The organism is Acerihabitans sp. TG2 (assembly GCF_035013185.1).
Taxonomy (GTDB): Bacteria; Pseudomonadota; Gammaproteobacteria; order Enterobacterales; family Enterobacteriaceae; genus Acerihabitans.
Genome location: NZ_JAYGJO010000011.1, coordinates 99,031 through 124,153, shown reverse-complemented (window position 1 = coordinate 124,153; position 25,123 = coordinate 99,031). Strand labels below are relative to the sequence as shown.

Here is a 25,123-nt window from a genome sequence, read left to right as displayed (position 1 = left end):
CGGTGATTTATGTTGGTTGATAGGCAGGATGACGCCTAATAACGTTCCAGCCAGTGAGCATAAGGCGCCGGTAATACCCAGGATGGCCGGTCAATGCCCAGTTCACGGGCGGCAAAATAACTCCAGTGCGGATCGGCCAGATGAGCTTTGCCGACCATCACCAGATCCAACTGCTGTTCTTTCACCGCCTGTTCAGCAATGGCCGGCGTGCCAAAGCCCCAGGCTGACGCCACCGGTATCCCGGCTTCCCGGCGTACCCGCTGGGCAATGGGGCCCATAAAACCCGGTCCCCAAGGGATATTGGCCTCAGGGGTGGAGAAACCGATGCTGACGCTGAGCATATCCAGTCCGGCGAGTTTAAAACGCCGCGTCAGTTCAATGGATTCCATCAGGGTTTGTTCGTCGCGTCCGTCGAATTCCAATACGCCAAAACGGGCAGTCAGGGGCAGATGCTCCGGCCACACTTCACGCACCGCTGCCAGGGTTTCCAGCAGAAAACGGCCGCGATTTTCCGCGCTGCCGCCGTATTGGTCACTACGCTGGTTGGAATGAGCGGAGAAAAAGCTCTGGGCCAGATAGCCGTGGGCGAAGTGCAACTCTAGCCACTCGAACCCGGCGTCGCGGGCCCGGCGGGCCGCCGCCACAAAGTCATCGCGTACCCGGGCGATATCGTCAAGCGACATGGCCTGCGGTAGCTTGGGCAAATTGGCGCCGAAGGCGATGGACGAGGGGGCAATGGTCTGCCAGCCGCGAGGATCGCCAGCGGGAATATGGTCATCGCCTTCCCAAGGAACGTTGGCGCTGGCCTTACGTCCGGCGTGGCCAATCTGGATGCCGGGCACGGCGCCGGCTGCTTTGATAGCCTTGACCGCCGGCACAAATGCCTGGGCCAGATCGTCATTCCAAATGCCGGCGCAGCCGGGGGTGATCCGGCCCTCAGGTGCCACGGCGGTCGCCTCAACGATCACCAGACCGGCACCACCACGCGCCAGTGAGGCCAGATGCACCTGATGCCAGTCGTTAATCAGACCGTCCTTGGCACTATACATGCACATCGGCGGCACGGCGATACGGTTGCGCAGCGTGATACCCTTTAACGTAAATGGTTGAAACAGTGCTGACATATTCTTATCCTGCCTTTATAGCGAGTGATGTTACTGGTTCTATATTTCGATAATATTCGAATAATAGATTTGTGGCAACTTTTTCGCTATACTTTTGTTATGCGTCCTTACAAACACCCCACTGCCAATGAATTTATTCTCGAGCGCGTACTTTACGCCTTGAGCGACCCGGTGCGTCTGGAGATTGTGCGGCGTCTCGGCCAACTGGGCGAAGCCAGCTGCGGTGAACTGGACGGTGGCCGGCCTAAATCCAGCGTTTCCCACCATTTTCGCGTATTGCGCGATGCCGGCCTGGTTCACACCAAAAATGTTGGCACCACCCATATCAACTCGTTGCGCCGTAGTGAACTGCAGGGTCGTTTTCCGGGCTTGCTGGACGCTATCTTGTCGCAATCAGCTTAACCAAAGCTGGGCTTAATGCAGCATTCCCCGCAGTGATTTTCGATCCGATGCATTAATCGCAAAACATGACAAACCAGACAACCGTCAGACCGCAGAACCATAACAACAGGCCTCCCATACCGGCGCGGGTATGAACGACCGACCTCAGTAGGCTATCAACTCCGGTTGGCGCGCGATGGTTCAGTAAAAAAATACTCTATTCGTCCTAGTATCACCCGATACAGTATCGCCAGAATGAATAAACTATCTCAATAATTGTTTTTTTGAGATAGTTTGAGAATGACAAGCCAAAACCCCGTGCAGTAGAGTCCTTTAATTAACTATTTGGAGTGCGCTATGACAGCTTTATTTGAACGCCGAAGCGATTGGCCTGCTTTTGAACAAGCCGCACCCAGCGTCATCGCCGCGTTAAGGATGTTGGGCAAGGCCATTGACGATTCAGAACTGGGCAAGAAACGAGAGACCGGTCACGGATATCACCAAGAGTGGTGAGATGTATTGCCATGGCCTCGGCTTAAAGCGGATAGCCTGCTTCAGTCATCATGACGGTTTCAGCGGTGTGATGTTAGGCGCTGAAGAATTATGCTGTCATATCGAATTTACCCAATGCCACACCCATCCGGTTTTACCGTCGCCATCGGCTGAAGATTTGCTGGTTTTTTACATTGCCGATCAGCAACAATGGGCATTGTCCTGCCATAACATGGTTGAGGCAGGTTTTATCGAAGTTGAGGCATTCAATCAATATTGGCAGGTCAATGGTTTGACCTATGAAGATCATGATGGTTACAGGATCGTGCTGCAAAACACCACCTGGCCAGTCGTCAATGTTGACCGCGAAGCGATCGGGCAGGTTGATCATGTTGGCGACAGTTAAGTCGCCAGGTGCATTATCACCAGCGATGACTCATCGTTTAAGCCGGTTTTTTAGCGCTTTTATCGCGTTACCCAGCAGCGGCACATGTTCATAGATCATGGCGCCCAAATCATAATAATCCTGTTGGTACAGGATACGTTGATCGGCGATTTTGATATGGCTTATCCCCTCGAGTTCCAGCGCTTCACCATCGTCACATGCCGGGTGTGAATAACGCATACGCCAAAATAATGTGGCTTCGTCGCCGACAATGAGCGATTTATGAATATCCAAATGGAAATAATTCATTTTCGTAAGCAGTTGGCTGTAATAATTTACCAGCGCATCGATGCCACTGCGTTGACTTATGGGGTTGATAAATACCACCTCTGCATGGTAAATCTCGGGTAATATCGCCAGATGGCTCTCATCGAGCTGGCGATAAACATTTGTTAATTGTTCAATGATTGCCGAAATGGGCGCGGCAACAGAATGCGTGTCGATCATGATTTTTCCCTTCGTTATGAACTATGGGGAATAAGTCACGGCGTTATAACCGCCGTGACTTCGATTGATCCAGATGCGTGATACGCATGGTCTTAGGAGGTGTTATCGTCAGTTTATGGGATTAACTGTAGGTGTAGAAAAAAGAAAATAACTAAATAATACGCCTCGAGTCATTGGTTAACGTTCGCCCCGAAGATACGCCACGCCTAGCGCATTGGGTAAGCGGGCATGCCGTCCAAACAGCAGTAACACCAGCATCACCGCCGTAAATGGCAGCATCTGGATCACGTCGGTTGGGATATCCACGCCCGCCACCTGTAGCGCGGTGGCCAAGGACAGGCAACCGCCGAACAGTGTGGCCCCCCCCAGCACCCATAACGGACGACCGCGGGCCAACATCGCCAGCACGATACCGATGAAACCGCTGCCATTGGTCATGAAGGGAATAAACAGTCCCGCACCGACGTTGGCCATGTAAGCACCACCCAGCCCGGCCATGACACCGGTGATCAGTACCGCCACGCTGCGTGTGCGGATCACATCGACCCCGGCCGAATCCAGTGCGGCGGGTTTATCGCCTGCCGCCTGAAGATATAGTCCCAGATTGCTATGGCGGTAGACGAGGGCCAGTAGCGCGATGGCGGCTATCGACAAATAAACGATGGCCGGTTGATTAAACAGTGCGCGCCCAATGACCGGAATGGTGGAAAGTCCAGGTATCGCTAGCGATTCAATACTGCCAAGACGTGGGTAGGTGCGGCTGAACTGGATATAATGCAATAAGGCGGTGGCACCTTCGGCACCGAGCGTGAGCGCAATGCCGATAACAATCTGGTTTAGCCCCAGCCAGACACAGAATATCATCATCAAGGCGGCGACCAGTAGGCCACCGGCCGCGCCCCCGACAAATCCCAGCGCTAACGAGTCGCTGCGCCAGGCGACATAAAATCCCAGATACGCGCCCATCAGCATCATGCCCTCAATGCCGATATTCAAAACACCGGCTTTTTCCGAAATCTGTTCCCCCAATCCGGCCAGCAGCAGCGGCAGTCCCGAGGTGACGACCCCAACCAATAACGCAGTGAGAAACGCCTGTGTGAAAAGATCCATCATCAGCTCCTTTTTGCCGTACGGCGGCGCTCAATCAACTCGGATAACGCCAGTACCATCAGCAAAATTGCCACGGTGACCAGGGTGAAAAAATTCGGCACGCCCAGCATGCGCGCAGCGCTTTCCCCGCCAATCGACAAAATTGAAAACGCCATCACGAACAGCACGGTGGCATAACCGTTGAACCTCGCCAGAAAAACCAGTGGCACTATGGTCAGACTGTAAGCCGGATTCCAGTCGGCGCGGACATTACCCTGAATGCTCAGCACATCCACTGCACCGGCCAGTCCGGCCAGTGCGGAAGAAAGCGCAAATACTGCCAGCGTCAGCCAGGTGACCGGCAGACCGGCGTGCACGGCGGCTCGGGTATTGGCGCCCACGACGCGCAGTTGCAGTCCAAATGACGTGCGGGTCATCAGCAGATGCACGGCAACGATCGCCGCCAGGCCAATGAACAACCCACTGGAAATCTGGCTACCGAATACGGCGGGCAGTCGATGGCTAATATCCAGCGTGCGGGTTTGCGGCACCGTGGTGCCGGGATCTAAAAACACCAGCTTTACCAAGACATTGGCCAGCGAAATTCCAAGAAACGACATCATCATGGTGGTGATGATTTCATTTATCTGGTGGTAGGCTTTCAGAAAACCAGGCAGCAAGGCCCATACGCCGCCTATCAGCGCCCCCAGCACCATGCACACGGGTAATGTCAGCCACATGGGTAGCCAGGTGATCATGATTGGCGCGCAGGCTGCTGCCAGTACCGCCCCTAATAAAAACTGGCCGTCACCCCCGAGATTCCATATCCCGGCGCGAAACGCCACTATCAGGCTGGCGGCGATCAACAGCAGTGGCCCCATATGGGTTAACGTCGCCTGGATGCCGGAAGAGGTCAATAAGCCTTTATGAACAATGTAGCCATAATACGTTAGCGGATTTACCCCCATTAGCATCAGCAATGAACCGGTGATCAGCAGTGCAATAATGACCGGGCCGACTGAAAATGCGGTGCTGATAAGCCACGTTGGCATTACCAACCGTGGTCTGGTGTCGGTCTGGTGCCCGGTTAACGGTGAATCTGGCGTGCTGCTCTGGCTGTTCATAACGTCATCCCACTCATCAGTTTACCTACCTGTTGCCGGGCCTCGCTGCCGTTGGTCACCTGACCGACGATACGTCCTTGTGACATCACGGCGATGTTATCGGCAAGCTCAATGATCTCTTCCAGATCGGTTGAAATCAGCATCACGGCTAGCCCTTGTTCCGCCGCCTCACGTATTCGACGCCGCGTGGCGGCGATATTTTGCAAATCCAAGCCATAGGTCGGTTTGGCGAAAAGTACCGCTTTGGTGAAACCGGATAATTCCCGCGCCAGCAGCACCTTCTGAATATTGCCACCGGACAGCGTGCCGCAGGCTGTATCGATAGTCGGCGTGCGTACATCAAATGCGTTTATCAATCGCCGAGCGTGCTCGGCAATCCGACCCGGTTGTTCAATGCCCCGTTGCCAGAAGGGTGCCTCACCAATCTGTTTTAGCACCAGATTCAAGGCAACGGAAAATCCACCCACGGTGCCTTCCGTGAGGCGATCGTCGGTGACATAGCGCAACCCGAGCCGCCGCCGTTGACCGATGCTAAGATCCTCGATAGACGTCCCCTGGAGAAAAATCCGCCCTTCGCGTAGCGGGCGCTGTCCGGCAACCCCCTCGGCGAGCTGTTTCTGGCCGTTGCCATCGATCCCGGCAATTCCTAGAATCTCCCCGGGTCGGATTTTTAGCTCGACATGTGATACCGACATTTCACCGTCGGTAATGCCTAGCGCCATGATCTCCAACAGCGGTTTTACCCCGCTAAAGTCCTTAGGTTTCCACACCGGCAGCCCTGGGTGGGGCACGGGCAACACAGCGGCAACGTCCGACGGGGGTTGGGGGGCGAGATTAAACATCAGGCTGACGACTTCACGCATTGCACCGGCGTTATCGAGCTGTTTTAAACGCGCCGGTGGGATTTCACCGACCTTACGGCCGCTTCTCAGTACGGAAATCCGATCACCATAAGCCAGTGCTTCATTGAGTTTGTGGGTGATAAACACCACCGCCAGGTTTTGCGCCACTAAACGGCGCATTAACTCGCCAAGCTCCTGTGCATTGCGCGGCGTGAGCATGGCGGTGGCTTCATCAAGAATAAGCAAACGACTGCCGCGCAACAGTGAGCGAACAATCTCTGCCTGCTGCTGTTCACCCAAAGACAGTGCGCCGGCCGGACTCGATGGATTGACCTTTACACCGATCTCACGGGATATACGGACGATTTCCTGAGCACAGTGCTGACGGTTTGGCCGTTGCCACCAGGGTTCCCCGAGGGCCAGATTTTCAGCCACCGTCAGGGTCGGTACCATCATGGAATGTTGAAAAACCGTACCGATACCCAGCTGTAGCGCCCGACGGGGCGACGTGATGACCTGTCGGTGGCCGTTAATCACAATCTCGCCTTCATCCGGCTGTTGTAACCCAGACAGCATCCCGACCAGTGTGGACTTGCCTGCGCCATTTTCCCCAAGCAAGACGTGAACTTCTCCCGGCCAGAGATCGAGGCTAATCTGGTCATTGGCCAGTATGCCCGGAAAGCGTTTCGACAGTTTCCTGACCGCAACCAACGGCTGTGTGGTCTCAACAGCATTATTCATAACATGCCCCGGTTAGCCATGGGGCGCCGCACCCGATAAGGGGCTGCGGCGCAATTATTCAAGGTATGCCCGTCATTCTTCCAGTGGTATGAGCGTTTGCCTTCCTGACACGCGACTTATGCAGGTTTACCCGTATTAAGAACCTAATAAATCATGCAAAAATTTAGCGTCATAATGCGGCGTTATGGACAATTTGCCGCTGCTGATATCTGCGCTTACTGCTTCAACCTGTTTCCATACATCATCTGGAATATGTTTGGTATGTAATAAACTGATCGAGCCTTCTTTTAAGGAGGTAGTGTAATTTCGGCTACCAAATTTATCCGCTTTTAAATCGTCGATCATTGCGGTAAATACCGGCGTCAGGTTCCAAATAACCGAGCTCAGAAGATGGCCTTTATCAATACTTGATTTATCACCAATGACATCGATGAAATAAACTTTGCCGCCATCATTTGCTTTGCTGGTTTCCACGGCTTGCAACATGCCAAAGCTCGAACCATTACCCTGGCCGAAAATAATGTCGGCACCCGCGGCAATCACCGAACTGGTGACGCGTTTACCCCCGGCTGCATCGCTGTAAGCGGCCGGACCTATCACCGCATAACGAATTTTCACCCCAGGTTTGGTGGCCTTGACACCCTGAATGAACGCGGTGGATTGGGCATTCCACGAGGGGGGTTCCCCTGACACCACAATGCCCACGGTGCCGGTGTGCGTCATCTTTGCGGCCAGGACGCCAGCCAGATATGCCCCTTCGTGACCGCTTGAGGTATAGTCGGCCACCGCGCCTGGTTTCCTCGCATCAGGGCGATCGGTAATGGCCACTGCAACGTGGGCCTGCGCGCCAATTTCCGGCGCTGCCATGTTGTAGCCGCTGGCGTGGGCTATCAGCAGTTGCGCACCGTCATCGCTGAGGTCGCGCAGCGTCGGCCGGATATCGCCGTAGCCGAGATTTTCCGCCACCATCACCTTGACATGTTCTGCTTTTCCCGCCGCCTTAGCCGCGTCAATTCCTTGCTGGTTCCAACCAAAATCCGTACCTGATTCCGGTGTTAATATAGCAATGGATTTTACTTCAACCGCGAAAGCGGAACTGCACATAGCCGTCAGCAGTAGCAGGGTTCCAGCATATTTTTGCGCGCGCATCATCATCGTATTCCACCCTTAAAAAACTAATTGTTGACTTTTGTTCGGAAAAAAACTTTGCTGTGGTTTTGTCAGCCAATTTTTTCGGTCGCATTGGGAGTTATTATGAAAGTTTGGGCATCATTGCTATTCCTCTTATTAATAAACAGCACAGCCAGTTTCGCTGAGCAAAAGAGTATAATTGGCCGAGGAACTCAGGGGCTAAGTATTATTCCGCTGACGTTAACTAACCGCGGAAATAACCCGCTGACCTGTTCCGTTTCCACCGCCCATTGGTATTCGGTACCCTTGGGTGATATTCAGTCAGGTAAAACCCTACATGTTACGCTGTGGAAAAATATCGACAGCGGCGAAATTTATCTACTTAACATCCATCAAGACCAGATGCCGGTTCAGAGCCTGTGGTGTGGTGAGCGCGGTAACGCCTATAACACCCGCCAGCAACTGACCCTGCCTGATCGTCGTGGCGTCGCGCCGGGGTCCATTTCGTTGCAATGCCATGTGCAGGGAGATCGGGTGCGTTGCCAGAACACCGTGACGCCGGTGGGGTGAAGGGTGACCGGGCCAACGTGCCCGTCAATACCCCACGTTGATATCGTCCACCCTCCAATTTCACCGGGCAGAAACGTCGACCCGGTTCGATTCTCTAACGCAACGTCCTTGCCAACCAAAATATACCGGCATTTTTCATGCGGTCAATCAAATATCCAACCAATACCCTCTAGTCGTGCTTTTTTTGGTCGTAAAAATGTATTTATATCTTAGCGATTATTGAGAGATTATGATTTTTAATTAATATATAACATAACGTTATGTTTATGTTTTGATGCGTCGGTATTCCCAGTCAACAGGTTCAACCATAATAAAAAAGGATAGTAGACCTTACACGAGAGGGATTTCTTATGACAGCAGAGGTTTACTGGTTTGTTTTTTGATTAACGTCATGTTATTAAATGTTTTTTAATTCAACCTTTCATTATCAACCATTAAAATCATAGCGAATAATTGGTTGTCTAATTTGGTTGCTTATGGTTATCTAAGATCCTTCACAACGCGTCCCACGCCAGGTACAACCCGCTGCGCCGATCAATGCCTGGGCTAGTGGTTTGAAGCGCCACGTTTTTTTTCGCCATGATAAGCGGCGTCGGCACCAAGACGTCACGCTGGATTGATATAGGGGGTTAACAGTGACAGCGATGTTGAAACAGCAGGTTGAACATAAATTAAAAACCGGCGCCGAATTTAAAGCCTCTCTGGATGATGGACGCCAGCTATGGGTTAACGGCGAAAAGTGTGAAAAAGTCACCGACCAACCTGCGTTGGCTGCGGGTATTGATTTGCTCGCATCCATGTTTGATGACCAGTTCACTGATGAGTTTTCTGAGGCCACCACCTATCGCGATCCGCATAGCGGTGCCATCGTTAGCCGTGCCTGGCAGGTTCCGCAAACCCAGCAGGATCTGCAAGACCGACGCAAAATGATCGAGTACACCAGTCTGAAAACCGGCGGCACTTTCGGTCGTCCGCCGGATCTCGCGCCGGCGATTGCTGTGGGTTTGCGGGCTTACCTGCCCACATTTAAACAGAAAAAATCAACCTTTGACGGTTGCCAGCCTGATTTCGCCGAAAACATTGAACGCTATCTGGAGTATGGACGAGACAATAACCTGACCGCATCGGAGAGCCTTGCCGGGCCGCAAACCGACCGTTCCTCGCCGAAAGCTGGCGAAGCGTCGTTGCTGCGGGTGAAACGTATCGAGAAGGGTGGGATCCGCGTTTCCGGCGCCAAAACGGTGGGATCGATTGCGGCACAGGCCAACGAAATCTTCTTCACTAACCTTGGTGGTATACAAGAGACACCGCCGGAAGCCTGTATCTGGGGATCGATTCCGGTCAACTCCGAAGGTATCAAATTGATCTCCCGCGAGATGGTATCGCAGCCGGGCAGTGACCCCTTTGACCACCCGATCGCCCACAAAGGGGAAGAGGCCGATCAATTCATTATTTTTGACAACGTTTTTGTGCCAACCGACCGTATCTTCAATCTCGGCGATCCGACGGCCATGCAGTATTACGGTCCGGTGTGCGTATTTGCTCACTGGCATGTGTTGACGCGTTTGGCCGTCAAAGCCGAATTGTTTGTCGGTGCCGGTCAAATGGTGCTTGATGTGCTGGGCACGGGCCGTATTCCTGCGGTGCAGGCGATGCTCGGGGAACTGATTGAATATGCCCAGACGCTACGCGCCTTCATCTATGCAGCGGAAGCCAAAGCCACGCTGACGGAAGGCGGCGTTATGGCGCCGGATGTCGGCATGCTGACCACCGGACGTCTGTATTCCATTGCACATTATCCGCACATTATCCATACCCTGCAGGAGATGTGTGGGCAGGGGTTGGTCATGCGCTTTGGCAAAGCGGCGTTTGATAATCCGGACATTGGCCATCACCTGCGCGATCTTTTGGTGGGGCATGGCGCTAGCGCCATGGAGAAAGAACAGCTGATGAACTTTATCTGGGACATGACGACTGGCGCCTTGGCCGGTCGCGTAGCGCTGTTTGAAAACGTCAATTCCAGCCCGGCGCCGCGTTTGCGTGCCCGTCTGTTTGACGAGGTGAAACGCGATAAATTTGTTGAACAAGTGAAAAAGCTGGCGGGGCTTGCCTAGTCCATTTGTCGGTCGGCGGCCGGTTGCGCCGCCGAGTTGTCGCCTCAGGAGAATTCTATGTCCGCATTGACGCCAGACCCGCTGATTAGCGCGTTTTACCAAGCTTACAATCACCACGATGCGGGTTCGGCGAGCCGGCTTTATACCGATCAGGGCTGGCATGAGGAGATGGCGCTAGGGAAACGTAACGTTGGCCAAGAAGCCATTGCTCACGGGTTGGCATCGCTGTTCAACCTGATAACCGACGTTCAGTGGACGGTGCTTAGTCAGGTTGCTTGTGCTGACCATCGGGTGGTGTTTTATCGCATGAACGGCATGATTACACGTACGAGTACCGACACTGTCCCCAGCGCCGGCCGGTCGGCCACACCGTTGGTGCTTGACGGTGTGCATCTGTTTTGCGTGTCGCCGGCAGGCATTGAGAATGTTCGTGATTATTGGAACGTAGCCCACTTCAAACAACAGATGGCCTAAATCATGATTGTGAAAGAGTACACGCAATATGACGGACTGGGGCTGGCGGAGTTGGTCAGACACCGGCAGGTTAGCGCCGAGGATTTGCTCGACAGTGCCGCCGATGCCATTGCGCGCATCAATCCACTGCTTAACGCCGTGGTGCACGATCACCTCGATCTGGCGCGAGATCACCTTAAGAACGGTATTAGCGAGGGGCCATTCGCCGGGGTGCCGTTCCTGTTGAAAAATACCGGATGTGAGGTGGCGGGTATGCGCCTGTCCAATGGTTCCAGGCTGTTTAAGCAGGTGATTTCACCTGCCGACGGCACGTTAGCGGCACGTTATCGCCAGGGTGGCCTGCAACTGATTGGTAAAAGTAATACACCGGAGTTTGCCCTGAGTTTTGTCACCGAACCGGCGGAATTTGGCGCCACGCGTAATCCATGGTCGTTGGCCCACAGTCCCGGCGGGTCATCGGGGGGATCGGCGGCGGCGGTGGCCGCAGGTCTGGTGCCATTGGCCAATGCTTCGGATGGCGCGGGATCGACCCGTGTGCCAGCGTCACATTGTGGTTTGTTCGGTTTTAAACCCTCGCGCATGGTGAATCCGCTGGGGCCGGTGTTGGTTGAGGGGATTGCGGGCATGTCGACACCACACGCCGTTACGCGTTCGGTGCGTGACAGTGCGGCGTTGCTTGATGTCACTGCCGGTGGCGATGTTGGCGATCCTTATGCGTCACCGGTGCCGGTGGATACCTATCTCAGCGCAGTGAGCCGTGGGCCGGGGCGGTTACGCATTGGTTTACTGGTCGATTCGCCGCTAGGGGACCCGGTGGATCCGGCCATTGTTGCGGCGGTGCTGCAGGCTGCGCGGTTGTGTGAATCCTTAGGCCACCATGTGGAACCGGTGGCCGATGCCGGGTATGACGCCGCGGCGCTGAAAATGGCCTGGCGGGTGATCACCGGCGTTAATGTTGCCAGCGCGGTGGAAGGTTGGCAACGCCGTTTCCCGGCTATCGACGCCCTGTCACAGCTTGAACCGGTTAACCGGAGTTGGGTAACCGAGGCACTGGCGCACAGCGGCGTAGCGTATTTGTTGGCGGTGAATCAATTACACGCCACGGCGCGTGGCCTAGGGCGATTTTTTTCCGATTATGACATTTTGCTCTCGCCGGTGACGACACAAACAGCGCCGCCGATCGGCCACATGGCTAGCGACAATGCATCGCTCGATCAATTCTATGACGACTTCTGGCAGCACGGCCCATTCACCTGCGCCTTTAACGCCGCCGGTTTTCCCGCCATGAGTGTGCCGTTAGGCATGTCGGCGCAAGGCTTGCCGATAGGGGTGCATTTCGGCGCCGGTTTTGCACAAGATAGCCGGCTATTTTCGCTGGCGGGCCAGCTTGAACACGCCGCGCCCTGGTGGGGACGTCTGCCGGCACTGCATGCCAGCCATTCCGCATTTTGGATGGAACAATCATGATGAGAAATAAGCAAATTTTGGCGTTGGATGCCTGTGATCTGGTCGAGCATATTCACCAACAAACGCTGAGCGCGACGGCGGTAACACACGCCTATCAGCAAGCCATCGCCGATCGTGACCCGCAAACCGGAGCATGGCATCGGCTCGCGGGCGAAGATGCGCTGCGCTACGCCCTGGCGGTGGATAACCGGGCGTCAAAGGGGGCTCTGGCCGGTATCCCGTTTGGTGTTAAGGATGTGATAGATACCGCTGATATTGCCACCGGTTATGGTTCGGCAATGTATGAGGGATTTCAACCGATAGCCGATGCCGGTTGTGTGGCGCTAACCCGCCGCGCGGGAGGCATTGTGCTGGGCAAAACGGTCAGTACCGAGTTGGCGATGGCCAGTCCCAATGGTACCCGCAATCCGCACAATCTCTTGCACACCCCTGGAGGCTCATCCAGCGGTTCCTGCGCGGCGGTGGCTGCCGGAACGGCATTAGCCGCCTACGGCACCCAGACCTCGGGTTCCGTGATCCGCCCGGCATCCTACTGTGGGGTGGTTGGCTATAAGCCGAGCTTCGGTCTGATCACCACCAGTGGCATTAAGGCGTTATCCCATTCGCTGGACCAGGTCGGCATCATCACCCGATCGGTACGTGACGCAGCGCTGGTGGCCAGTGCGGTGGCGTTGCGTCCTGATTTTGCACTCAATCGGGACGATGATCGGTTGGCGCTGCGGATGGGGGTATTTTTTTCGTCTGACTGGACATTGGCACAGCCGGAAACCCTGTTGGCTATTGAACACACCGCCCAAGTGATGTCACACAGCGGTTCGGTAGTGATTGACGTGCCGGTACCGCCCTGGTTCAGCGATCTTTTTGTTATGCACGATGCGGTTATGGGTTGGGAAGTGACCCAGGCACTGGCATATGAACGCTCAGTCATGGCGTCGCGGATTTCGCCCACGACCCGTGATTTTCTCACGCTTAAGGCACAGGCCACCTCGGTTGAATATTTGGCGGCACAGGCTCAGCGCCTACCACGGCAATTGGCCATGAGCGCATTGTTTAACGGGTGTGACGTGCTGATAACGCCAGCGGCAGCCGGTGAGGCACCCATCGGGTTAGATAATACCGGCGACCCGTTTTTTAACCGTGCCTGGACCCTCTTGCATTTACCCTGTCTGACGTTGCCCGCCGTCACCGGCCCGAATGGGCTGCCGGTGGGGGTACAACTGATTGGCCGGCCCGGTGGTGATCGTCAATTGTTACGGTGTGCGGCGGCGGTTGAAATGCAGTTACGGATCGCCGGCTCGGCGGTATCTCGTCATTAACCGCCAGTGGCGCTTAGGTACCACCGTGGGCACAGCCCAGGTTGTGTATTCAGACTTTTTTAATCATGCGGGCGCAGCCGCGAGCAACAGGATCTACCATGAAGGTAAACCCGCAGGACAAGGTAGCGGAGCGTTGGCGTCATGGCGCGCCTTGGTTGGGGTTGGTCTCGTTGGCGGGGTTATTTTCCGCCGCGCTCAGCCTGATCCATTTTCCCGCCGCGTCGCTATTGGGATCAATGATTGCAGGTGTGATGTTCGCGGTAAGCGGGGTAGAACTGCGATTTCCCCGGCCGTTGTTTTTGTTGGCGCAAGGCATCGCTGGCTGCCTGATTGCCAAGAGCCTGACTCCTGAAACGTTCTGGTCGGTGGTCAGTAATTGGCCGGTATTATTGGTGTTTATCGCCGCCACGCTAAGCTTTTCCTTTGCCATCAGTTGGGCGCTGCGCCGCTTTGGTGCGGTATCGGCGGAAACGGCGATCTGGGCGGCGATGCCGGGGATGTCGGGCGCGATGGTGATTATCGCACAAGAGCGGGATGCCGATGGACGGGTGGTGGCGCTGGTGCAGTATGTGCGCCTGGCGATGGTGGTGGTGTCCGTCACCTTGGTCTCGCACTTTTCTTCCGGCAGCTTACCCAACGGCCTGCCGCCGGAAATGCCTAGCCATCCGGTCCTGGCGCTTGGCATTACGTTGTTGATTGCCCTGCTTGGGCCGCTGGCCACCCGTTGGCTGGGGTTTATTCCAGCTGCCGCCATGATGGTACCGTTAGTGAGCGGTGCGGCGCTTGGTGCCAGCGGTGTCTTTCACCTATGGTTGCCGGATGGCGTGTTGTTACTGGCGTTTGCCGCCATTGGGCTGGAGGTGGGATTACGCTTCACCCGGTCAATTTTGATCCGCATCGTACAGCTTATTCCGCTGGCGCTGCTGGCGGCGCTGGTACTGATTTCGCTCAGCGGAATGTTGTCGCTGGTGCTGAGTTACCTGTTGGGTATCGACAAGCTGACGGCTTTTCTTGCCACGGTACCGGGCAGTATCGACTCGGTGGCGATTGTGGCGATTGAAAGTCATGTTGATGTGTCTTTTGTGCTGGCACTTCAGACCGTACGAATGTTTGTGGTGGTGCTATGTGGCCCCTTTTTGGTTCAACAATTGCAGCGTCTGCCGGGGTGGCAGACCAAGGAGGAGAGATGAGTGATTGTGCGCGTACGGCCATCGCAGCCCGCTCAGCAGCCGACGAGCTGGCGATGACGCTTAACGAGGATTTCAAAGGCGCGATGCGCCATCTGGCCAGCAGCGTCAGTATTATCAGTTCGGGGCAAGGAGAGCGACGGCGTGGTCTGACCGCCACCGCAGTATGCAGCTTGTCGGTATCACCGCCGATGCTGTTGATCTGCGTGAATCAGTTCGGTGAGGCACATCAGGCGATTATCGACAGTGGTGCATTTTGCGTCAATGTGTTAAGCGCCGAGGATAACGAACTGTCTGACCGTTTCGCCGGGCAGACCGGGTGCGGGGGTGAAAGCCGTTTTCAATCGAGCATATGGTCACAATTGCTCACCGGATCGCCGGCGTTGGACTGTGCCTTGGTGAATATTGACTGTCGGCTGGCCCAGGTGATCAACACCGCAACCCACAGCGTGTTTTTCGGCGACGTGGCATCAGTGCGGGTCAATAAGCCCGGGGTACCATTAATTCATTTTAATCGTCAATACCGTTCTCTGTCGGCGCAGGCCTAAGTCTTCAGCTACCGCCGAACACCCTTAACCTTGGAGAAGATGATTATGGCCGTGAGCAATAGCGATCTGGTTGCGGGCTGGAAAGAGGTATTAACCCTGTGCAATCTGCGCGTTGGGGAACAGGTGACCATCCTGACCAGTGATGATTCGCATCCTCAGGTGGTTGCCACCTGTCAGATCGCCTGTAGCCAGATGGGGGCGATACTGACCTTGCTGGCGCTGGCACCGATGAACGGTGAAAAGGCCCTGAGCCGCGACAAGTCTGGTTTTGTCGGTAAAACCGCCCTGGAGACCAATCGGGTGGCGCTGGCAGCATTAAAAAGCAGTGATCTGATTATTGACACCATGATGTTGTTGTTCTCCCCCGAGCAGGAGCAGATTTTGAAAACCGGCGCCCGGATGTTACTGGCAGTGGAACCCCCGGAAATCCTGCTGCGCCTGCTGCCGACCCGAGCGGACAAGTTGCGGGCACTGGCGGCGACGGCCTGCCTTAAACAGGCGCGGCGTATGACGGTCGTTTCCGACGCGGGAACCGATTTTCACTGCGAATTGGGTGAGTATCCGGTATTGACTCAGCATGGATTCTCAGACCTGCCGGGCAAATGGGATCACTGGCCCAGTTGCTTTGTTGCGACCTGGCCCAACGAGAAAACCTCGCAAGGACGTATTGTGATGGATACCGGCGACATTATTTTACCTTTCAAACGCTATCTGCGCAGCCCGGTGACCTTAACCATAGAGGAGGGATATATCCGACGCATTGATGGTGGATACGATGCAGAATTTATGCGTGAATTTATTGACTCGTTTAACGATCCTCAAGCGTACGCCATGGCGCATGTGGGATGGGGTTTGATGACCCGTGCGCATTGGACGACCCTTGGCCTGTATGACAAAGAGGCCACTATTGGCATGGATGCTCGTGCTTTTGCAGGCAATTTTCTGTTTTCCAGCGGCCCGAATACCGAGGCCGGTGGTCTGCGCGATACGCCATGCCATCTCGATATTCCCCTGCGCAATTGCTCGCTGTCCCTTGACGGCGTGGCCATGACCCAGCGAGGTAAAGTGATGGCCGACGATCAACGTTAAGCGACACAGGTCCCCCGGACAAGGGGGACGATGAGTTTTTACACCATGTTGCGGCGTCGATCGGGTTCCGGATCAAACCACCGGCGTTCTGTCGCTGCCAATGATCGCCATCGCTGCCGCAATCCCGGCACCGATATCGAGCTGAGTGGTCGATAACGCGTTTACGGCACCGCCGTAAGCCGCCAATGCCAGCACCGCATACATCGGTTGTGCCGTTGGCCCCATATGTCCGATACGGGTCAACTTACCCAGTGTTTCACCTTTGCCGGCGGAAAATACCACACCAAAACGCGCGCGTGCCGTAGCACGTAATTGCGCCTCATCGATACCCGGCGGGACGTTAACTGCGGTCGCCGTGGGGGAGGCAAACGCCTCGTCCGCCGCCCACAGCGACAATCCCATGGCCTTGAGCCCGGCACGACAGGCTTGTGCGGTTAAAGCATGGCGCGCCCACACCTGGGTTTCACCTTCGGCCAAATAGCGATCCAATGCCGCGTTCAGTCCATTGATCTCCGCCACTGAGGGGGTAAACGGGAAGGGGTGGTCGCACTGCCAGGCGTAACGCCAATCCAATAGACTAAGAATTGAGTCTCTGGGTGCGCTGGGGTTGCTGGCAATTTTTTCCCAGGCCGCGTGGTTCACCGCAACCAGGCTCAGGGACGGCGGGCAGCCCAAACACTTATTTGGACCCGTGACAAACACATCCGCATGGGCCATCGCCGGGGTTATCGGCATGCCACCAAACGACGATACCGCATCCACCAGAAACAGTGCGCCATGTTGTTGCACCACATGGCCAATCTCCACCACCGGATTGAGTGTGCCGGAAGGGGTGTCGTGATGGCAAACGCAGACGATGCCGATATCGGGCCGCAGGCGTAATATTTCCTCAACCATTGTGGCATCAACCACCTGATCATAAGGTACCCGGATCTCAAGCAGCTCCTTACAATAGCGCCGCGCCCATTCGCCAAAACCCGCGCCGTAGACCCCCGATACCAGGTTAAGCACTACATCGTCACGGCCGATCAGGCTGGCCGCTGCGGCTTCCAGTCCCAGGACCGGTTCGCCATGCAGGATCAGCGGCATTTCTTGCGTATGCATGATGCTGTGCACTTTCTGGCAAACATGCTGATAATGCTGAAGAAAGTAGGGATCATAATCGTACATAATCGGCATTGATAGTGCGCGCATAACGTCCGGATAGGCGTTCACCGGGCCGGTGGTCAGGGTAAAAATAGCCTCGGTCAGGATAGGTGCGGTCATGGCATTCTCGATGAAAAATAGGCCACCGGACAGGTGGCAAAGCAGATCGTGTGAGTCGATACTAGAATTCACAACCAAAAATATCAACCAAATAATTTATTGGTTTTATCTTGTCGGAATTTCAGAGTAGAATCTGACGATTGTCGGCGCCTTTAGCCGGCGTCGCGGCAGGGGCTCATCGGGTGCTGTTCGCTAAACAAAAGGTACAACCATGTCTACAACGGACAAGATGACCATAACAGGCCGCGTGAAATCAGCGGGCTCGTCGGCCCGTGCAAAACACAATTCAGTGGCGAAACATCAGCGGCTGGATAAAACCGAGGCGATCATTTCCCAGTTGAAACAGCTGATCGACGAGAAGGGACAAATGCTGCCGGAGCGGGTTATTGCCGAGAAGCTGAACATCAAGCGACATACGTTGCGGCAATCTTTGCAGAAAATGCGTGACCGAGGCGAACTGGCCCCAGCGCAGATCGGCCGACGTGCGCTGCGCAAACCGGCCGTGTCCCCAACCGCGCATGCAGGCGGCACACCGGCGGGGGTTTCTGAACCCGTGGTACCGCCGACCACCTCGGTGATCGGCAGTGATTTGGTGGGGTCAACCAATCCCCTAGAGGTTATGGAGATGCGTATGCTGCTGGAACCGGCATTGGCGAGGTTGGCGGCGCTGCGCGCTTCACCTGAGGAAATTGCACAGATTCAGCGGGCCGCCACCACACCGGATCACTTGACACCGAGTATGGCCGATCAGGTATTTCATAAGGCGGTTGCCGCCGGTTCGCGCAATAGTCTGGCGACCGAACTGTATGTGTTGCTTAATCAGGTAGCAACTGACAGCCGTCTACGTTTTTCCGAAAGCGACCAGGAAACCTCACCGGAACGTGTTGCCCAGCGTGATGCAGAGCATTGCCAGATTGCCACGGCCATCGCCAGCCGTGATCCCGATACGGCTGAACGCGCCATGTGGGAACACCTGGCGGTCGTACAGCGTAAAATTATGAGCCGGTTAGGTTTTGCACCGGTAATGAAGGATTTTGCCTGACATTAACCTGAGTCGAGGAGTTGGTGAGACACATGCCCGAACAACCGGAAGTCACCCATTTTGATGTGTTGATTATTGGCGCAGGGTCAACGGGCAGCGTGCTCGCCGCGCGCCTTTCAGCCGATCCCGCGTGTCGGGTGGGGGTGTTGGAAGCGGGAGAACCGCCGCGTGATCCGGATATTGCTCGCCCTGAGCAGTGGCCGTTTATTCAAGGGCGAGACTATGATTGGCAGTTTGTTACCGCGGCCCAAGCCGGTACCGCCAATCGTGTCCACCCTTGGCCACGAGGAAAAATCGTTGGTGGCTCCAGTTGCCTGCATGCCATGGCCCATGTTCGTGGCCATCCGGATGATTTCGCACCCTGGGTAGAGGCAACGGGCGACGCCCGTTGGCACTATCGCAATTTGCTGCCTTATTTTATTCGCAGTGAGAGTTTCTCGGGCGGTGCCTCGGACATTCACGGCGATAGCGGCCCGATGCCCGTTTGGTTACCACAAGATGAACTCAGTCCGGTGGTACGGGCGTATATGCAGGCGGGGCTGGATTTCGGTGTGCCGTATCGTGGGGATCATAACGGTTGGCAACTTAACGGTGTAGCAGCCAATTCATTGACCATTCGCCACGGACGACGTGTCAGTACTGCCGATGCTTGGCTGACACCGGCACTATCACGCGATAATCTCAGGTTATTCACCGGTGTGATGGTAGAAACCTTGAGTTTGACCGCAGGCCGGGTGACGGCGGTCAACACCCAGCATGACGGGCGGATGAAACGGTTTACCGCTGAACGGATTATTCTGTGCGCCGGTGCGATTGCTTCGCCATTACTGTTAATGCGATCGGGTATTGGGCCGGCAACCACACTGCAGGCTGCAGGGGTCAACTGTCGTCACGGGTTGCCGTGGGTCGGTGAAAATCTCCACGATCATCTCTTGGGCGCGGGCAATGTTTATACCGCCCGTCGGCCGGTGCCGCCGACCCGATTACAACATTCGGAATCGCTGATGTACCTGAATTCCACCGATCCAACGGTCGAACAAGGTCCACCGGACGTGGTGTTGGGGTGTGTGGCGGCCGCCTCGGTAGCCGAAGGGTTTATCTCACCGGCACCGGGCAGCGCGTTTACCCTGCTATTTGGGGTGACACATCCCACCAGCCGAGGACGTCTGGCGATCGTCTCGGCCGATTCGCGGGCGACACCCTTTATTGATCCGGCTTATTTGCACAGTGAGCACGACCGGCAGGCCTTTGTGCGTGCCTTAACATTAGCACGGGCCATCGGGGGCGGCCGGGCGCTGAAGGAATGGCGGGAAACGGAATATTTGCCGGGTGTGGAGATAAAGGATGACGCACAACTGAATCACTTTATCGCGCGTGCGGCGATCACGCACCATCATCCGGTCGGCACCTGCCAAATGGGGCGCGACGCTGCGACGTCCGTGGTCGATGGGCGGCTAAAAGTGCACGGTGTGGATAATGTATGGATAGTGGATGCGTCAGCCATCCCGTGCATCACCTCCGGTCCGATTCACGCCGCACTGCTGGCGATGGCGGAATCATTTGCCGCTGATTTTTGGTCCTGAATACCGGTGGGGCGGGTAATGAAGGTTGCGCCACCCCCCCGGTCCATGGTGGTACGGCGCGTAACCGGTCAGTTGCCTCCACTGGCGGTTGATGCAAGCAGGCGGTGGTTTTTTTGGGGAACATATGGAAAATAGCATACGAAAGGTCGCATTAGGGTTAGTACTGACGGTCACCTTAGCGGGTTCCCAGAGCGCATTGGCGGATCAAACCTTGGTTTTTGTCAGACATGGCGAAAAACCCGATAATGATAGCGGCCAATTGACCTGCAAGGGATTAAACCGCGCTCTGGCGCTACCGGACGTGCTGATGGAGCGTTATGGTAAACCCGAGGCCATTTTTGCCGCCGGACCAAAGGAAAAAAAATCTGGCAGTTCGCTAAGATCCTTGACCACCATGACACCAACGGCGATCCGGCTCTCGCTACCGATCAATATTCAGTATCATGCTGATGATATCCAAGGGTTACAAACCGCGTTATTAAGTGACAGCTACCAGAATTCGGTAGTTTTTGTCGCCTGGGAACATAAAAATCTCGTTAAGGTGGTGAAAAATATCGTTAAGACCGAAGGCGGCAACCTAGATGAGATCCCCCCATGGCCAGGGAATGATTTTGATAGTGTTTTTGTGCTGACCCTCAACCGGCGCGCAACATCGAATAAAGTGATATTCACCCACCAGCAGGAGCATCTAAACGACGTATCGGCGGTCTGTAATAAGTGATTTTTTTGCGCTAACGCCAGAGGTTTTATCGCTACCCCATCAATGCGCGCCACCCGTAAGACAGTGGCACCACAAACAGCAACGCTGGCAAAAAATTGACTACGGCAAATATTTTAATCTGCGCGATACGTAGCCCCACCGCGATCATGATGATGCCGCCGCAGGCCGAAAAATCGGCAAACGCGCCCTGATCCATATAGGGCATTATCCACACTGCCAACCCAAATAACGCGCTTTGCACTAGTAACTGCGGGATGGCGACCACCACCAACAGGCCGCCCAAGGAAATGGCAAAAATCATTGCGGTAAAAAAGTCCATCATAGATTTCACCAACAGCAACTGATAATTGCCATTAAGACCCTCGGTTAACGACCCGACGATGCCAAGTCCACTGGCGCAAAACAGCACAATCATGGCGGTAAAATTTTGCGCAAATTCCGCCGGCGGCAACGGACTGCGGGTTTTAACCACGCTAGACAACGTGTGCTGCAGGTTACCCGCCAGCCATTTCACCCCGCGCTCCAGCGAAAGTAACTCGCCTAAGGTGGTTCCCAGTATCAGTGCAAAAATAACCGCCGGCATATTTTGTACTTTGATTACCATGACGATACCGATGGAAATAGATGCCAGCGCGAAGGTCGCGGGTAATCCCTCCCGCAAGCGCAGCGGAACGTATCGGGCAAAAGACATCCCTAGCAACCCGCCGCAGATAATGGCTGCACTATTTATCCATGGCCCTACCATTACACCCTCATTCTCTTAATCTTAGAGGCCGTTATCCTAGCTCAATCAGGCCGGCAGCGGTGGGTTTTTATGTGCGTATTTAATGATTATGTCAGCGTGCTTGTCCCCATAACGATCAATTTTACGGTGCTTTGCTGATTAAAAAAACCTTTTTTGCCAACCGCATATTTTGCTAAACGCCGCCAGCCAAGAGTCGCGTAATATACGAAACATATATGAAACGTATAAGGCCAATCATGGGTATCGTAAAAGTGTCCGATGGCATTCATGAGTGTCTGCGCATCGCCAGCGGCGCGTTGTGTCGATCGATAAACGCCCAGGCTGAGCACTGGCTTAGGGTGGGCATGCTCGCCGAATTGCACCCTGAACTGGGGCATAAGGATATCTGCCGCCTATTGATTCAGTTGGAGCAGTCAGGTGGTATTACCCTATCGCGCGCAGCCGCGTTAGAAACGCTTGAACCGACATTGCCAACCCGCGATCCGCAAGAGGAACCTTCATGAACCACAGTGTATCCACCAAAACACCCGCTGAAATAGCGCAGGCACGGGAGGCTGGCAGGCTGGCCGCGGAAGTCCTGGCTATGATTGCTGCCTACGTTAAGCCAGGGGTGACCACCAATGAATTAGACCGGATTTGTTATCATCATATTGTTGATGTCCAAGGTGTTATACCGGCCAATATCGGTTACCACGGTTATGCCAAAACCACCTGTACGTCGGTAAACCAGGTGGTATGCCACGGCATCCCTTCGGATAAAGCATTACACGCAGGGGATATTGTCAATATTGACGTGGCGTTAATTAAAGACGGCTGGTATGGCGATACCAGCCGCATGTATTTTGTCGGGGAACCCACACCCTGGGCCAAACGCCTGGTGGATACTACCTATGAGGCGATGTGGGCCGGGATTAACTGCGTGCGGCCTGGCGCCACGCTGGGTGATATCGGTTATGCGATCCAATCGGTGGCCCATCGTGAGGGTTATAGCGTGGTGCGCGAATATTGTGGTCACGGTATCGGTCGGATTTATCATGATGTTCCGCAGGTGCTGCACTATGGTCATCGAGGCGAGGGGCTGAAACTCAAAGCGGGCATGATGTTTACGATTGAACCCATGTTAAACGCCGGGCAAGCACAAACCAAAACCCTGAAGGATGGATGGACCGTGGTGACCAAAGATCGCTCGCTCTCAGCCCAATGGGAACATATGGTGGTGGTCACTGGCGAGGGTGTTGAGGTATTGACTCCCTGGCCTGATGTCACCCCAGTGTAATGGATGGTGCTATATAGCACCCTATAGTTTGACATGGCGCTATCTGTCACATGGACGGCATTGGCGCCCATGTGACAGGATTGGGATTGTCCTAATAGGCGGCGACTTTATCCAATACGCGCACTAACTGGGTGACAAAACCGTATTCGTTATCATACCAGGCGACGGTTTTCACCAACTGCAGACCGCCGGCTTCACTTACCTCGGTTTGGGTGGCGTCAAACACCGAGCCAAAGTGGGTGCCAACGATATCAGAAGAGACAATCTCTTCCTCGGTATAGCCGAAAGAGGCATTACCTTCGGTGGTTTTTTTCACGGCGGCGTTCACTTCCTCAACGGTCACCTTTTTCTCCAGTATCGACACCAATTCCGTTACCGAACCGGTGAGCGTCGGCACGCGCTGAGCATGGCCCTTGAGCTTGCCGCTAAGGGCAGGAATCACCAGACCAATCGCCTTGGCCGCCCCGGTGGTATGGGGAATGATATTTTGTGCCGCCGCACGCGCCGCGCGCAGATCTTTACCCCGAGGGCCGTCAACCAGCGACTGCGTACCGGTATAGGCATGAATAGTGGTCATCGTGCCCAGTTTGATGCCAAAGCTGTCATGAAGGGCTTTAGCCATCGGCGCCAGGCAGTTGGTGGTACAAGACGCGACAGAGATCAGTTGGTCTTCTGCGGTGAGGGTGTCGCTATTGACGTTAAAAACGATGGTCTTCATATCACCGGCGGGAGCGGAAATCAGGACCTTTTTTGCGCCTGCATCAAGGTGCGCTTGTGCCTTTTCGCTTGAGGTATAAAATCCGGTGGACTCAACCACTATCTCCACCCCCAGTGCCCCCCAGGGAATATTTTTTGCGTCTTTTTCGGCATAAACGGCAATTTTTTTATCGTTAACGACAATCGCATCGTCGGTATAACTCACCGTGCCGTCAATGTTGCGATAGCTAGAATCGTGTTTAAGCAGATAAGCCAATATCTTTGGCGAGGTAAGGTCGTTAATGGCTACGATCTCCACGTCGCTATGGGTTTCCAGAATCCGGCGTAACACCAAACGTCCAATGCGGCCAAACCCATTAATACCGATCTTTTTCATAACAGCATCCTCATAAAAAAGTGTGTCAGTAGTATGTAACTGCATTCCATGGCTTTCACCACGGGGTAATGAAAACACTCACTATCTCGTTGTATCCTAGAAGGGTAGCAGCTCACGATAAGTCACGCCTAGCGGGAGTACAATAATAATTTGGTAGGACTATTTCGTCGGGCCATAAACAACTGCGGTTATGTTTATTTACAAAAATTCGCTATGCCCGGAACGATATATCTTTATCTTCAACACTTGGATTGTGTCATTAACCTTTGGTCTAGCGACACAAAGGCCGTAGGGATGTGTCTCGCCTAAGCGCAGAAGACATCTATAATTGTTGTTATCAAGGTTTCTAAAAAATGTCGGATCAGCAAAGAGGTGCAAAATTGACAGATACAATGGGTAAGTCGAAGGCCGGGTTAGTCGTGGCCATGTTATTTTTAGGGGCATTGCCCTTTGCATCTTCATCTTACGCTGAAACCGTACCCAGCCCCGCAGAGCCGATTCAGCCTACGGCACCGACTGACGCGCAGAATCCACCGCTAACGCCGTCACCTAATGCGCCAACCGTGCAGTCACCCGACCTTCAGTCTTTTTATCTTGATTCAAAACAATACCAGCTTGGCGACATTGTACCGGACCTGTATCGAACCAAACCCTATGAAATTATCGACTGGAAAACCCGGCACCTCCCGGCACCGGACGACAATAGTCACTGGACATATATGGCCGGTAATTATGTGCTTATTGCCAATCTGGATGGCAAGATTGTGAAAGTCGAATCCGGTAAGATTTTCTCGCCAATGTAACCCGTACAACTGC

26 protein-coding genes are annotated in these 25,123 nt (G+C 54.6%); 17 read left to right on the top strand and 9 right to left on the bottom strand.

Going from position 1 to position 25,123, the window contains the following annotated elements; translation table 11 throughout:
* Window positions 1-35: 35 nt before the first annotated feature.
* A complete protein-coding gene (locus SJI19_RS12085; protein WP_323478508.1) occupies window positions 36-1,124 on the bottom strand; it encodes an NADH:flavin oxidoreductase/NADH oxidase in 1,089 nt (362 codons plus the stop codon).
* Window positions 1,125-1,193: 69 nt separating this feature from the next.
* Between SJI19_RS12085 and SJI19_RS12080 the strand changes: the two genes are divergently transcribed.
* From SJI19_RS12080 to SJI19_RS12070, 3 genes are all read left to right on the top strand, one after another.
* Complete coding sequence (locus tag SJI19_RS12080; protein ID WP_416347537.1) at window positions 1,194-1,526, top strand: ArsR/SmtB family transcription factor; 333 nt, start codon at window positions 1,194-1,196, stop codon at window positions 1,524-1,526.
* Between the two features lie 336 nt (window positions 1,527-1,862).
* Window positions 1,863-2,018 (top strand): hypothetical protein, encoded by a 156-nt coding sequence (locus tag SJI19_RS12075; RefSeq protein WP_323478507.1) that lies wholly within the window; start codon window positions 1,863-1,865, stop codon window positions 2,016-2,018.
* Window position 2,019: 1 nt separating this feature from the next.
* Entirely contained in the window at window positions 2,020-2,403 is a 384-nt protein-coding gene (locus SJI19_RS12070; protein ID WP_416347536.1) for a VOC family protein, read from the top strand.
* 30 nt (window positions 2,404-2,433) lie between these two features.
* Here SJI19_RS12070 and SJI19_RS12065 read toward each other — a convergent pair whose 3' ends face one another.
* The 5 genes from SJI19_RS12065 to SJI19_RS12045 form a co-directional block, all read right to left on the bottom strand.
* Window positions 2,434-2,889: a nuclear transport factor 2 family protein gene (locus SJI19_RS12065; RefSeq protein ID WP_323478505.1), complete on the bottom strand. Its 456-nt coding sequence runs from the start codon at window positions 2,887-2,889 to the stop codon at window positions 2,434-2,436.
* Between the two features lie 177 nt (window positions 2,890-3,066).
* Complete coding sequence (locus tag SJI19_RS12060; RefSeq protein ID WP_323478504.1) at window positions 3,067-4,002, bottom strand: putative B6 ABC transporter permease subunit 1; 936 nt, start codon at window positions 4,000-4,002, stop codon at window positions 3,067-3,069.
* Window positions 4,002-5,102, bottom strand: a complete 1,101-nt coding sequence (locus SJI19_RS12055; protein WP_323478503.1) for a putative B6 ABC transporter permease subunit 2 — start codon at window positions 5,100-5,102, stop codon at window positions 4,002-4,004. The genes SJI19_RS12060 and SJI19_RS12055 overlap by 1 nt, the downstream gene beginning before the upstream one ends.
* A complete protein-coding gene (locus SJI19_RS12050) occupies window positions 5,099-6,685 on the bottom strand; it encodes a putative B6 ABC transporter ATP-binding protein (RefSeq protein WP_323478502.1) in 1,587 nt (528 codons plus the stop codon). Before SJI19_RS12050 ends, SJI19_RS12055 begins: the two co-directional genes overlap by 4 nt.
* A gap of 135 nt (window positions 6,686-6,820) precedes the next feature.
* Window positions 6,821-7,840: a putative B6 ABC transporter substrate-binding protein gene (locus tag SJI19_RS12045; protein ID WP_323478501.1), complete on the bottom strand. Its 1,020-nt coding sequence runs from the start codon at window positions 7,838-7,840 to the stop codon at window positions 6,821-6,823.
* Between the two features lie 99 nt (window positions 7,841-7,939).
* Here SJI19_RS12045 and SJI19_RS12040 point away from each other — a divergent pair, with 99 nt between their 5' ends.
* From SJI19_RS12040 to SJI19_RS12005, 8 genes are all read left to right on the top strand, one after another.
* Window positions 7,940-8,386: a hypothetical protein gene (locus tag SJI19_RS12040; protein WP_323478500.1), complete on the top strand. Its 447-nt coding sequence runs from the start codon at window positions 7,940-7,942 to the stop codon at window positions 8,384-8,386.
* Window positions 8,387-9,030: 644 nt separating this feature from the next.
* Window positions 9,031-10,500, top strand: coding sequence for a 4-hydroxyphenylacetate 3-hydroxylase N-terminal domain-containing protein (locus SJI19_RS12035; RefSeq protein ID WP_323478547.1), 1,470 nt, complete (start codon window positions 9,031-9,033; stop codon window positions 10,498-10,500).
* A gap of 57 nt (window positions 10,501-10,557) precedes the next feature.
* Window positions 10,558-10,974 carry a nuclear transport factor 2 family protein gene (locus SJI19_RS12030; RefSeq protein ID WP_323478499.1) on the top strand — a complete coding sequence of 139 codons (417 nt, stop codon included), beginning with the start codon at window positions 10,558-10,560 and terminating at the stop codon, window positions 10,972-10,974.
* Window positions 10,975-10,977: 3 nt separating this feature from the next.
* A complete protein-coding gene (locus SJI19_RS12025; RefSeq protein WP_323478498.1) occupies window positions 10,978-12,441 on the top strand; it encodes an amidase in 1,464 nt (487 codons plus the stop codon).
* Complete coding sequence (locus SJI19_RS12020; protein ID WP_323478497.1) at window positions 12,438-13,757, top strand: amidase; 1,320 nt, start codon at window positions 12,438-12,440, stop codon at window positions 13,755-13,757. Before SJI19_RS12025 ends, SJI19_RS12020 begins: the two co-directional genes overlap by 4 nt.
* Window positions 13,758-13,855: 98 nt before the next feature.
* On the top strand, window positions 13,856-14,947 hold the full coding sequence (locus SJI19_RS12015) for an AbrB family transcriptional regulator (protein ID WP_323478496.1): 1,092 nt from the start codon (window positions 13,856-13,858) through the stop codon (window positions 14,945-14,947).
* Window positions 14,944-15,492, top strand: a complete 549-nt coding sequence (locus tag SJI19_RS12010) for a flavin reductase family protein (RefSeq protein WP_323478495.1) — start codon at window positions 14,944-14,946, stop codon at window positions 15,490-15,492. Before SJI19_RS12015 ends, SJI19_RS12010 begins: the two co-directional genes overlap by 4 nt.
* A 45-nt stretch (window positions 15,493-15,537) precedes the next feature.
* Window positions 15,538-16,581, top strand: a complete 1,044-nt coding sequence (locus tag SJI19_RS12005) for a 2,5-dihydroxypyridine 5,6-dioxygenase (protein ID WP_323478494.1) — start codon at window positions 15,538-15,540, stop codon at window positions 16,579-16,581.
* A gap of 72 nt (window positions 16,582-16,653) precedes the next feature.
* On the opposite strand, the gene ppaT is transcribed toward SJI19_RS12005, so the two are convergent.
* Complete coding sequence (gene ppaT / locus SJI19_RS12000; RefSeq protein WP_323478493.1) at window positions 16,654-17,847, bottom strand: pyridoxamine--pyruvate transaminase; 1,194 nt, start codon at window positions 17,845-17,847, stop codon at window positions 16,654-16,656.
* A 211-nt stretch (window positions 17,848-18,058) separates the two neighbouring features.
* Here ppaT and SJI19_RS11995 point away from each other — a divergent pair, with 211 nt between their 5' ends.
* From SJI19_RS11995 to SJI19_RS11985, 3 genes are all read left to right on the top strand, one after another.
* Window positions 18,059-18,889 (top strand): FadR/GntR family transcriptional regulator, encoded by an 831-nt coding sequence (locus SJI19_RS11995; protein ID WP_323478492.1) that lies wholly within the window; start codon window positions 18,059-18,061, stop codon window positions 18,887-18,889.
* 32 nt (window positions 18,890-18,921) lie between these two features.
* A complete protein-coding gene (locus tag SJI19_RS11990) occupies window positions 18,922-20,472 on the top strand; it encodes a GMC family oxidoreductase (protein WP_323478491.1) in 1,551 nt (516 codons plus the stop codon).
* 124 nt (window positions 20,473-20,596) lie between these two features.
* Window positions 20,597-21,193: a histidine phosphatase family protein gene (locus SJI19_RS11985; protein WP_323478490.1), complete on the top strand. Its 597-nt coding sequence runs from the start codon at window positions 20,597-20,599 to the stop codon at window positions 21,191-21,193.
* A 31-nt stretch (window positions 21,194-21,224) separates the two neighbouring features.
* On the opposite strand, the gene SJI19_RS11980 is transcribed toward SJI19_RS11985, so the two are convergent.
* Window positions 21,225-21,938 carry a DUF554 domain-containing protein gene (locus SJI19_RS11980; RefSeq protein WP_323478489.1) on the bottom strand — a complete coding sequence of 238 codons (714 nt, stop codon included), beginning with the start codon at window positions 21,936-21,938 and terminating at the stop codon, window positions 21,225-21,227.
* Window positions 21,939-22,174: 236 nt separating this feature from the next.
* Here SJI19_RS11980 and SJI19_RS11975 point away from each other — a divergent pair, with 236 nt between their 5' ends.
* Window positions 22,175-22,441, top strand: a complete 267-nt coding sequence (locus tag SJI19_RS11975) for a ParD-like family protein (RefSeq protein WP_323478488.1) — start codon at window positions 22,175-22,177, stop codon at window positions 22,439-22,441.
* Window positions 22,438-23,214, top strand: coding sequence for a type I methionyl aminopeptidase (map, locus tag SJI19_RS11970; protein ID WP_323478487.1), 777 nt, complete (start codon window positions 22,438-22,440; stop codon window positions 23,212-23,214). Before SJI19_RS11975 ends, map begins: the two co-directional genes overlap by 4 nt.
* Before the next feature lie 91 nt (window positions 23,215-23,305).
* Here map and gap read toward each other — a convergent pair whose 3' ends face one another.
* Window positions 23,306-24,307 (bottom strand): type I glyceraldehyde-3-phosphate dehydrogenase, encoded by a 1,002-nt coding sequence (gene gap / locus SJI19_RS11965; RefSeq protein WP_323478486.1) that lies wholly within the window; start codon window positions 24,305-24,307, stop codon window positions 23,306-23,308.
* 380 nt (window positions 24,308-24,687) lie between these two features.
* Here gap and SJI19_RS11960 point away from each other — a divergent pair, with 380 nt between their 5' ends.
* Complete coding sequence (locus tag SJI19_RS11960; protein WP_323478485.1) at window positions 24,688-25,110, top strand: RcnB family protein; 423 nt, start codon at window positions 24,688-24,690, stop codon at window positions 25,108-25,110.
* The last annotated feature ends 13 nt before the right edge of the window (window positions 25,111-25,123 follow it).

Bases quoted from the DNA above. Each gene is read 5' to 3' on its own strand.
- SJI19_RS12085 (WP_323478508.1), bottom strand. From the start codon at position 1,124: ATGTCAGCACTGTTTCAACCATTTACGTTAAAGGGTATCACGCTGCGC.
- SJI19_RS12075 (WP_323478507.1), top strand. From the start codon at position 1,863: ATGACAGCTTTATTTGAACGCCGAAGCGATTGGCCTGCTTTTGAACAA.
- SJI19_RS12070 (WP_416347536.1), top strand. From the start codon at position 2,020: ATGTATTGCCATGGCCTCGGCTTAAAGCGGATAGCCTGCTTCAGTCAT.
- SJI19_RS12065 (WP_323478505.1), bottom strand. From the start codon at position 2,889: ATGATCGACACGCATTCTGTTGCCGCGCCCATTTCGGCAATCATTGAA.
- SJI19_RS12060 (WP_323478504.1), bottom strand. From the start codon at position 4,002: ATGATGGATCTTTTCACACAGGCGTTTCTCACTGCGTTATTGGTTGGG.
- SJI19_RS12055 (WP_323478503.1), bottom strand. From the start codon at position 5,102: ATGAACAGCCAGAGCAGCACGCCAGATTCACCGTTAACCGGGCACCAG.
- SJI19_RS12050 (WP_323478502.1), bottom strand. From the start codon at position 6,685: ATGAATAATGCTGTTGAGACCACACAGCCGTTGGTTGCGGTCAGGAAA.
- SJI19_RS12045 (WP_323478501.1), bottom strand. From the start codon at position 7,840: ATGATGATGCGCGCGCAAAAATATGCTGGAACCCTGCTACTGCTGACG.
- SJI19_RS12040 (WP_323478500.1), top strand. From the start codon at position 7,940: ATGAAAGTTTGGGCATCATTGCTATTCCTCTTATTAATAAACAGCACA.
- SJI19_RS12035 (WP_323478547.1), top strand. From the start codon at position 9,031: ATGTTGAAACAGCAGGTTGAACATAAATTAAAAACCGGCGCCGAATTT.
- SJI19_RS12030 (WP_323478499.1), top strand. From the start codon at position 10,558: ATGTCCGCATTGACGCCAGACCCGCTGATTAGCGCGTTTTACCAAGCT.
- SJI19_RS12025 (WP_323478498.1), top strand. From the start codon at position 10,978: ATGATTGTGAAAGAGTACACGCAATATGACGGACTGGGGCTGGCGGAG.
- SJI19_RS12020 (WP_323478497.1), top strand. From the start codon at position 12,438: ATGATGAGAAATAAGCAAATTTTGGCGTTGGATGCCTGTGATCTGGTC.
- SJI19_RS12015 (WP_323478496.1), top strand. From the start codon at position 13,856: ATGAAGGTAAACCCGCAGGACAAGGTAGCGGAGCGTTGGCGTCATGGC.
- SJI19_RS12010 (WP_323478495.1), top strand. From the start codon at position 14,944: ATGAGTGATTGTGCGCGTACGGCCATCGCAGCCCGCTCAGCAGCCGAC.
- SJI19_RS12005 (WP_323478494.1), top strand. From the start codon at position 15,538: ATGGCCGTGAGCAATAGCGATCTGGTTGCGGGCTGGAAAGAGGTATTA.
- ppaT (WP_323478493.1), bottom strand. From the start codon at position 17,847: ATGACCGCACCTATCCTGACCGAGGCTATTTTTACCCTGACCACCGGC.
- SJI19_RS11995 (WP_323478492.1), top strand. From the start codon at position 18,059: ATGTCTACAACGGACAAGATGACCATAACAGGCCGCGTGAAATCAGCG.
- SJI19_RS11990 (WP_323478491.1), top strand. From the start codon at position 18,922: ATGCCCGAACAACCGGAAGTCACCCATTTTGATGTGTTGATTATTGGC.
- SJI19_RS11985 (WP_323478490.1), top strand. From the start codon at position 20,597: ATGGAAAATAGCATACGAAAGGTCGCATTAGGGTTAGTACTGACGGTC.
- SJI19_RS11980 (WP_323478489.1), bottom strand. From the start codon at position 21,938: ATGGTAGGGCCATGGATAAATAGTGCAGCCATTATCTGCGGCGGGTTG.
- SJI19_RS11975 (WP_323478488.1), top strand. From the start codon at position 22,175: ATGGGTATCGTAAAAGTGTCCGATGGCATTCATGAGTGTCTGCGCATC.
- map (WP_323478487.1), top strand. From the start codon at position 22,438: ATGAACCACAGTGTATCCACCAAAACACCCGCTGAAATAGCGCAGGCA.
- gap (WP_323478486.1), bottom strand. From the start codon at position 24,307: ATGAAAAAGATCGGTATTAATGGGTTTGGCCGCATTGGACGTTTGGTG.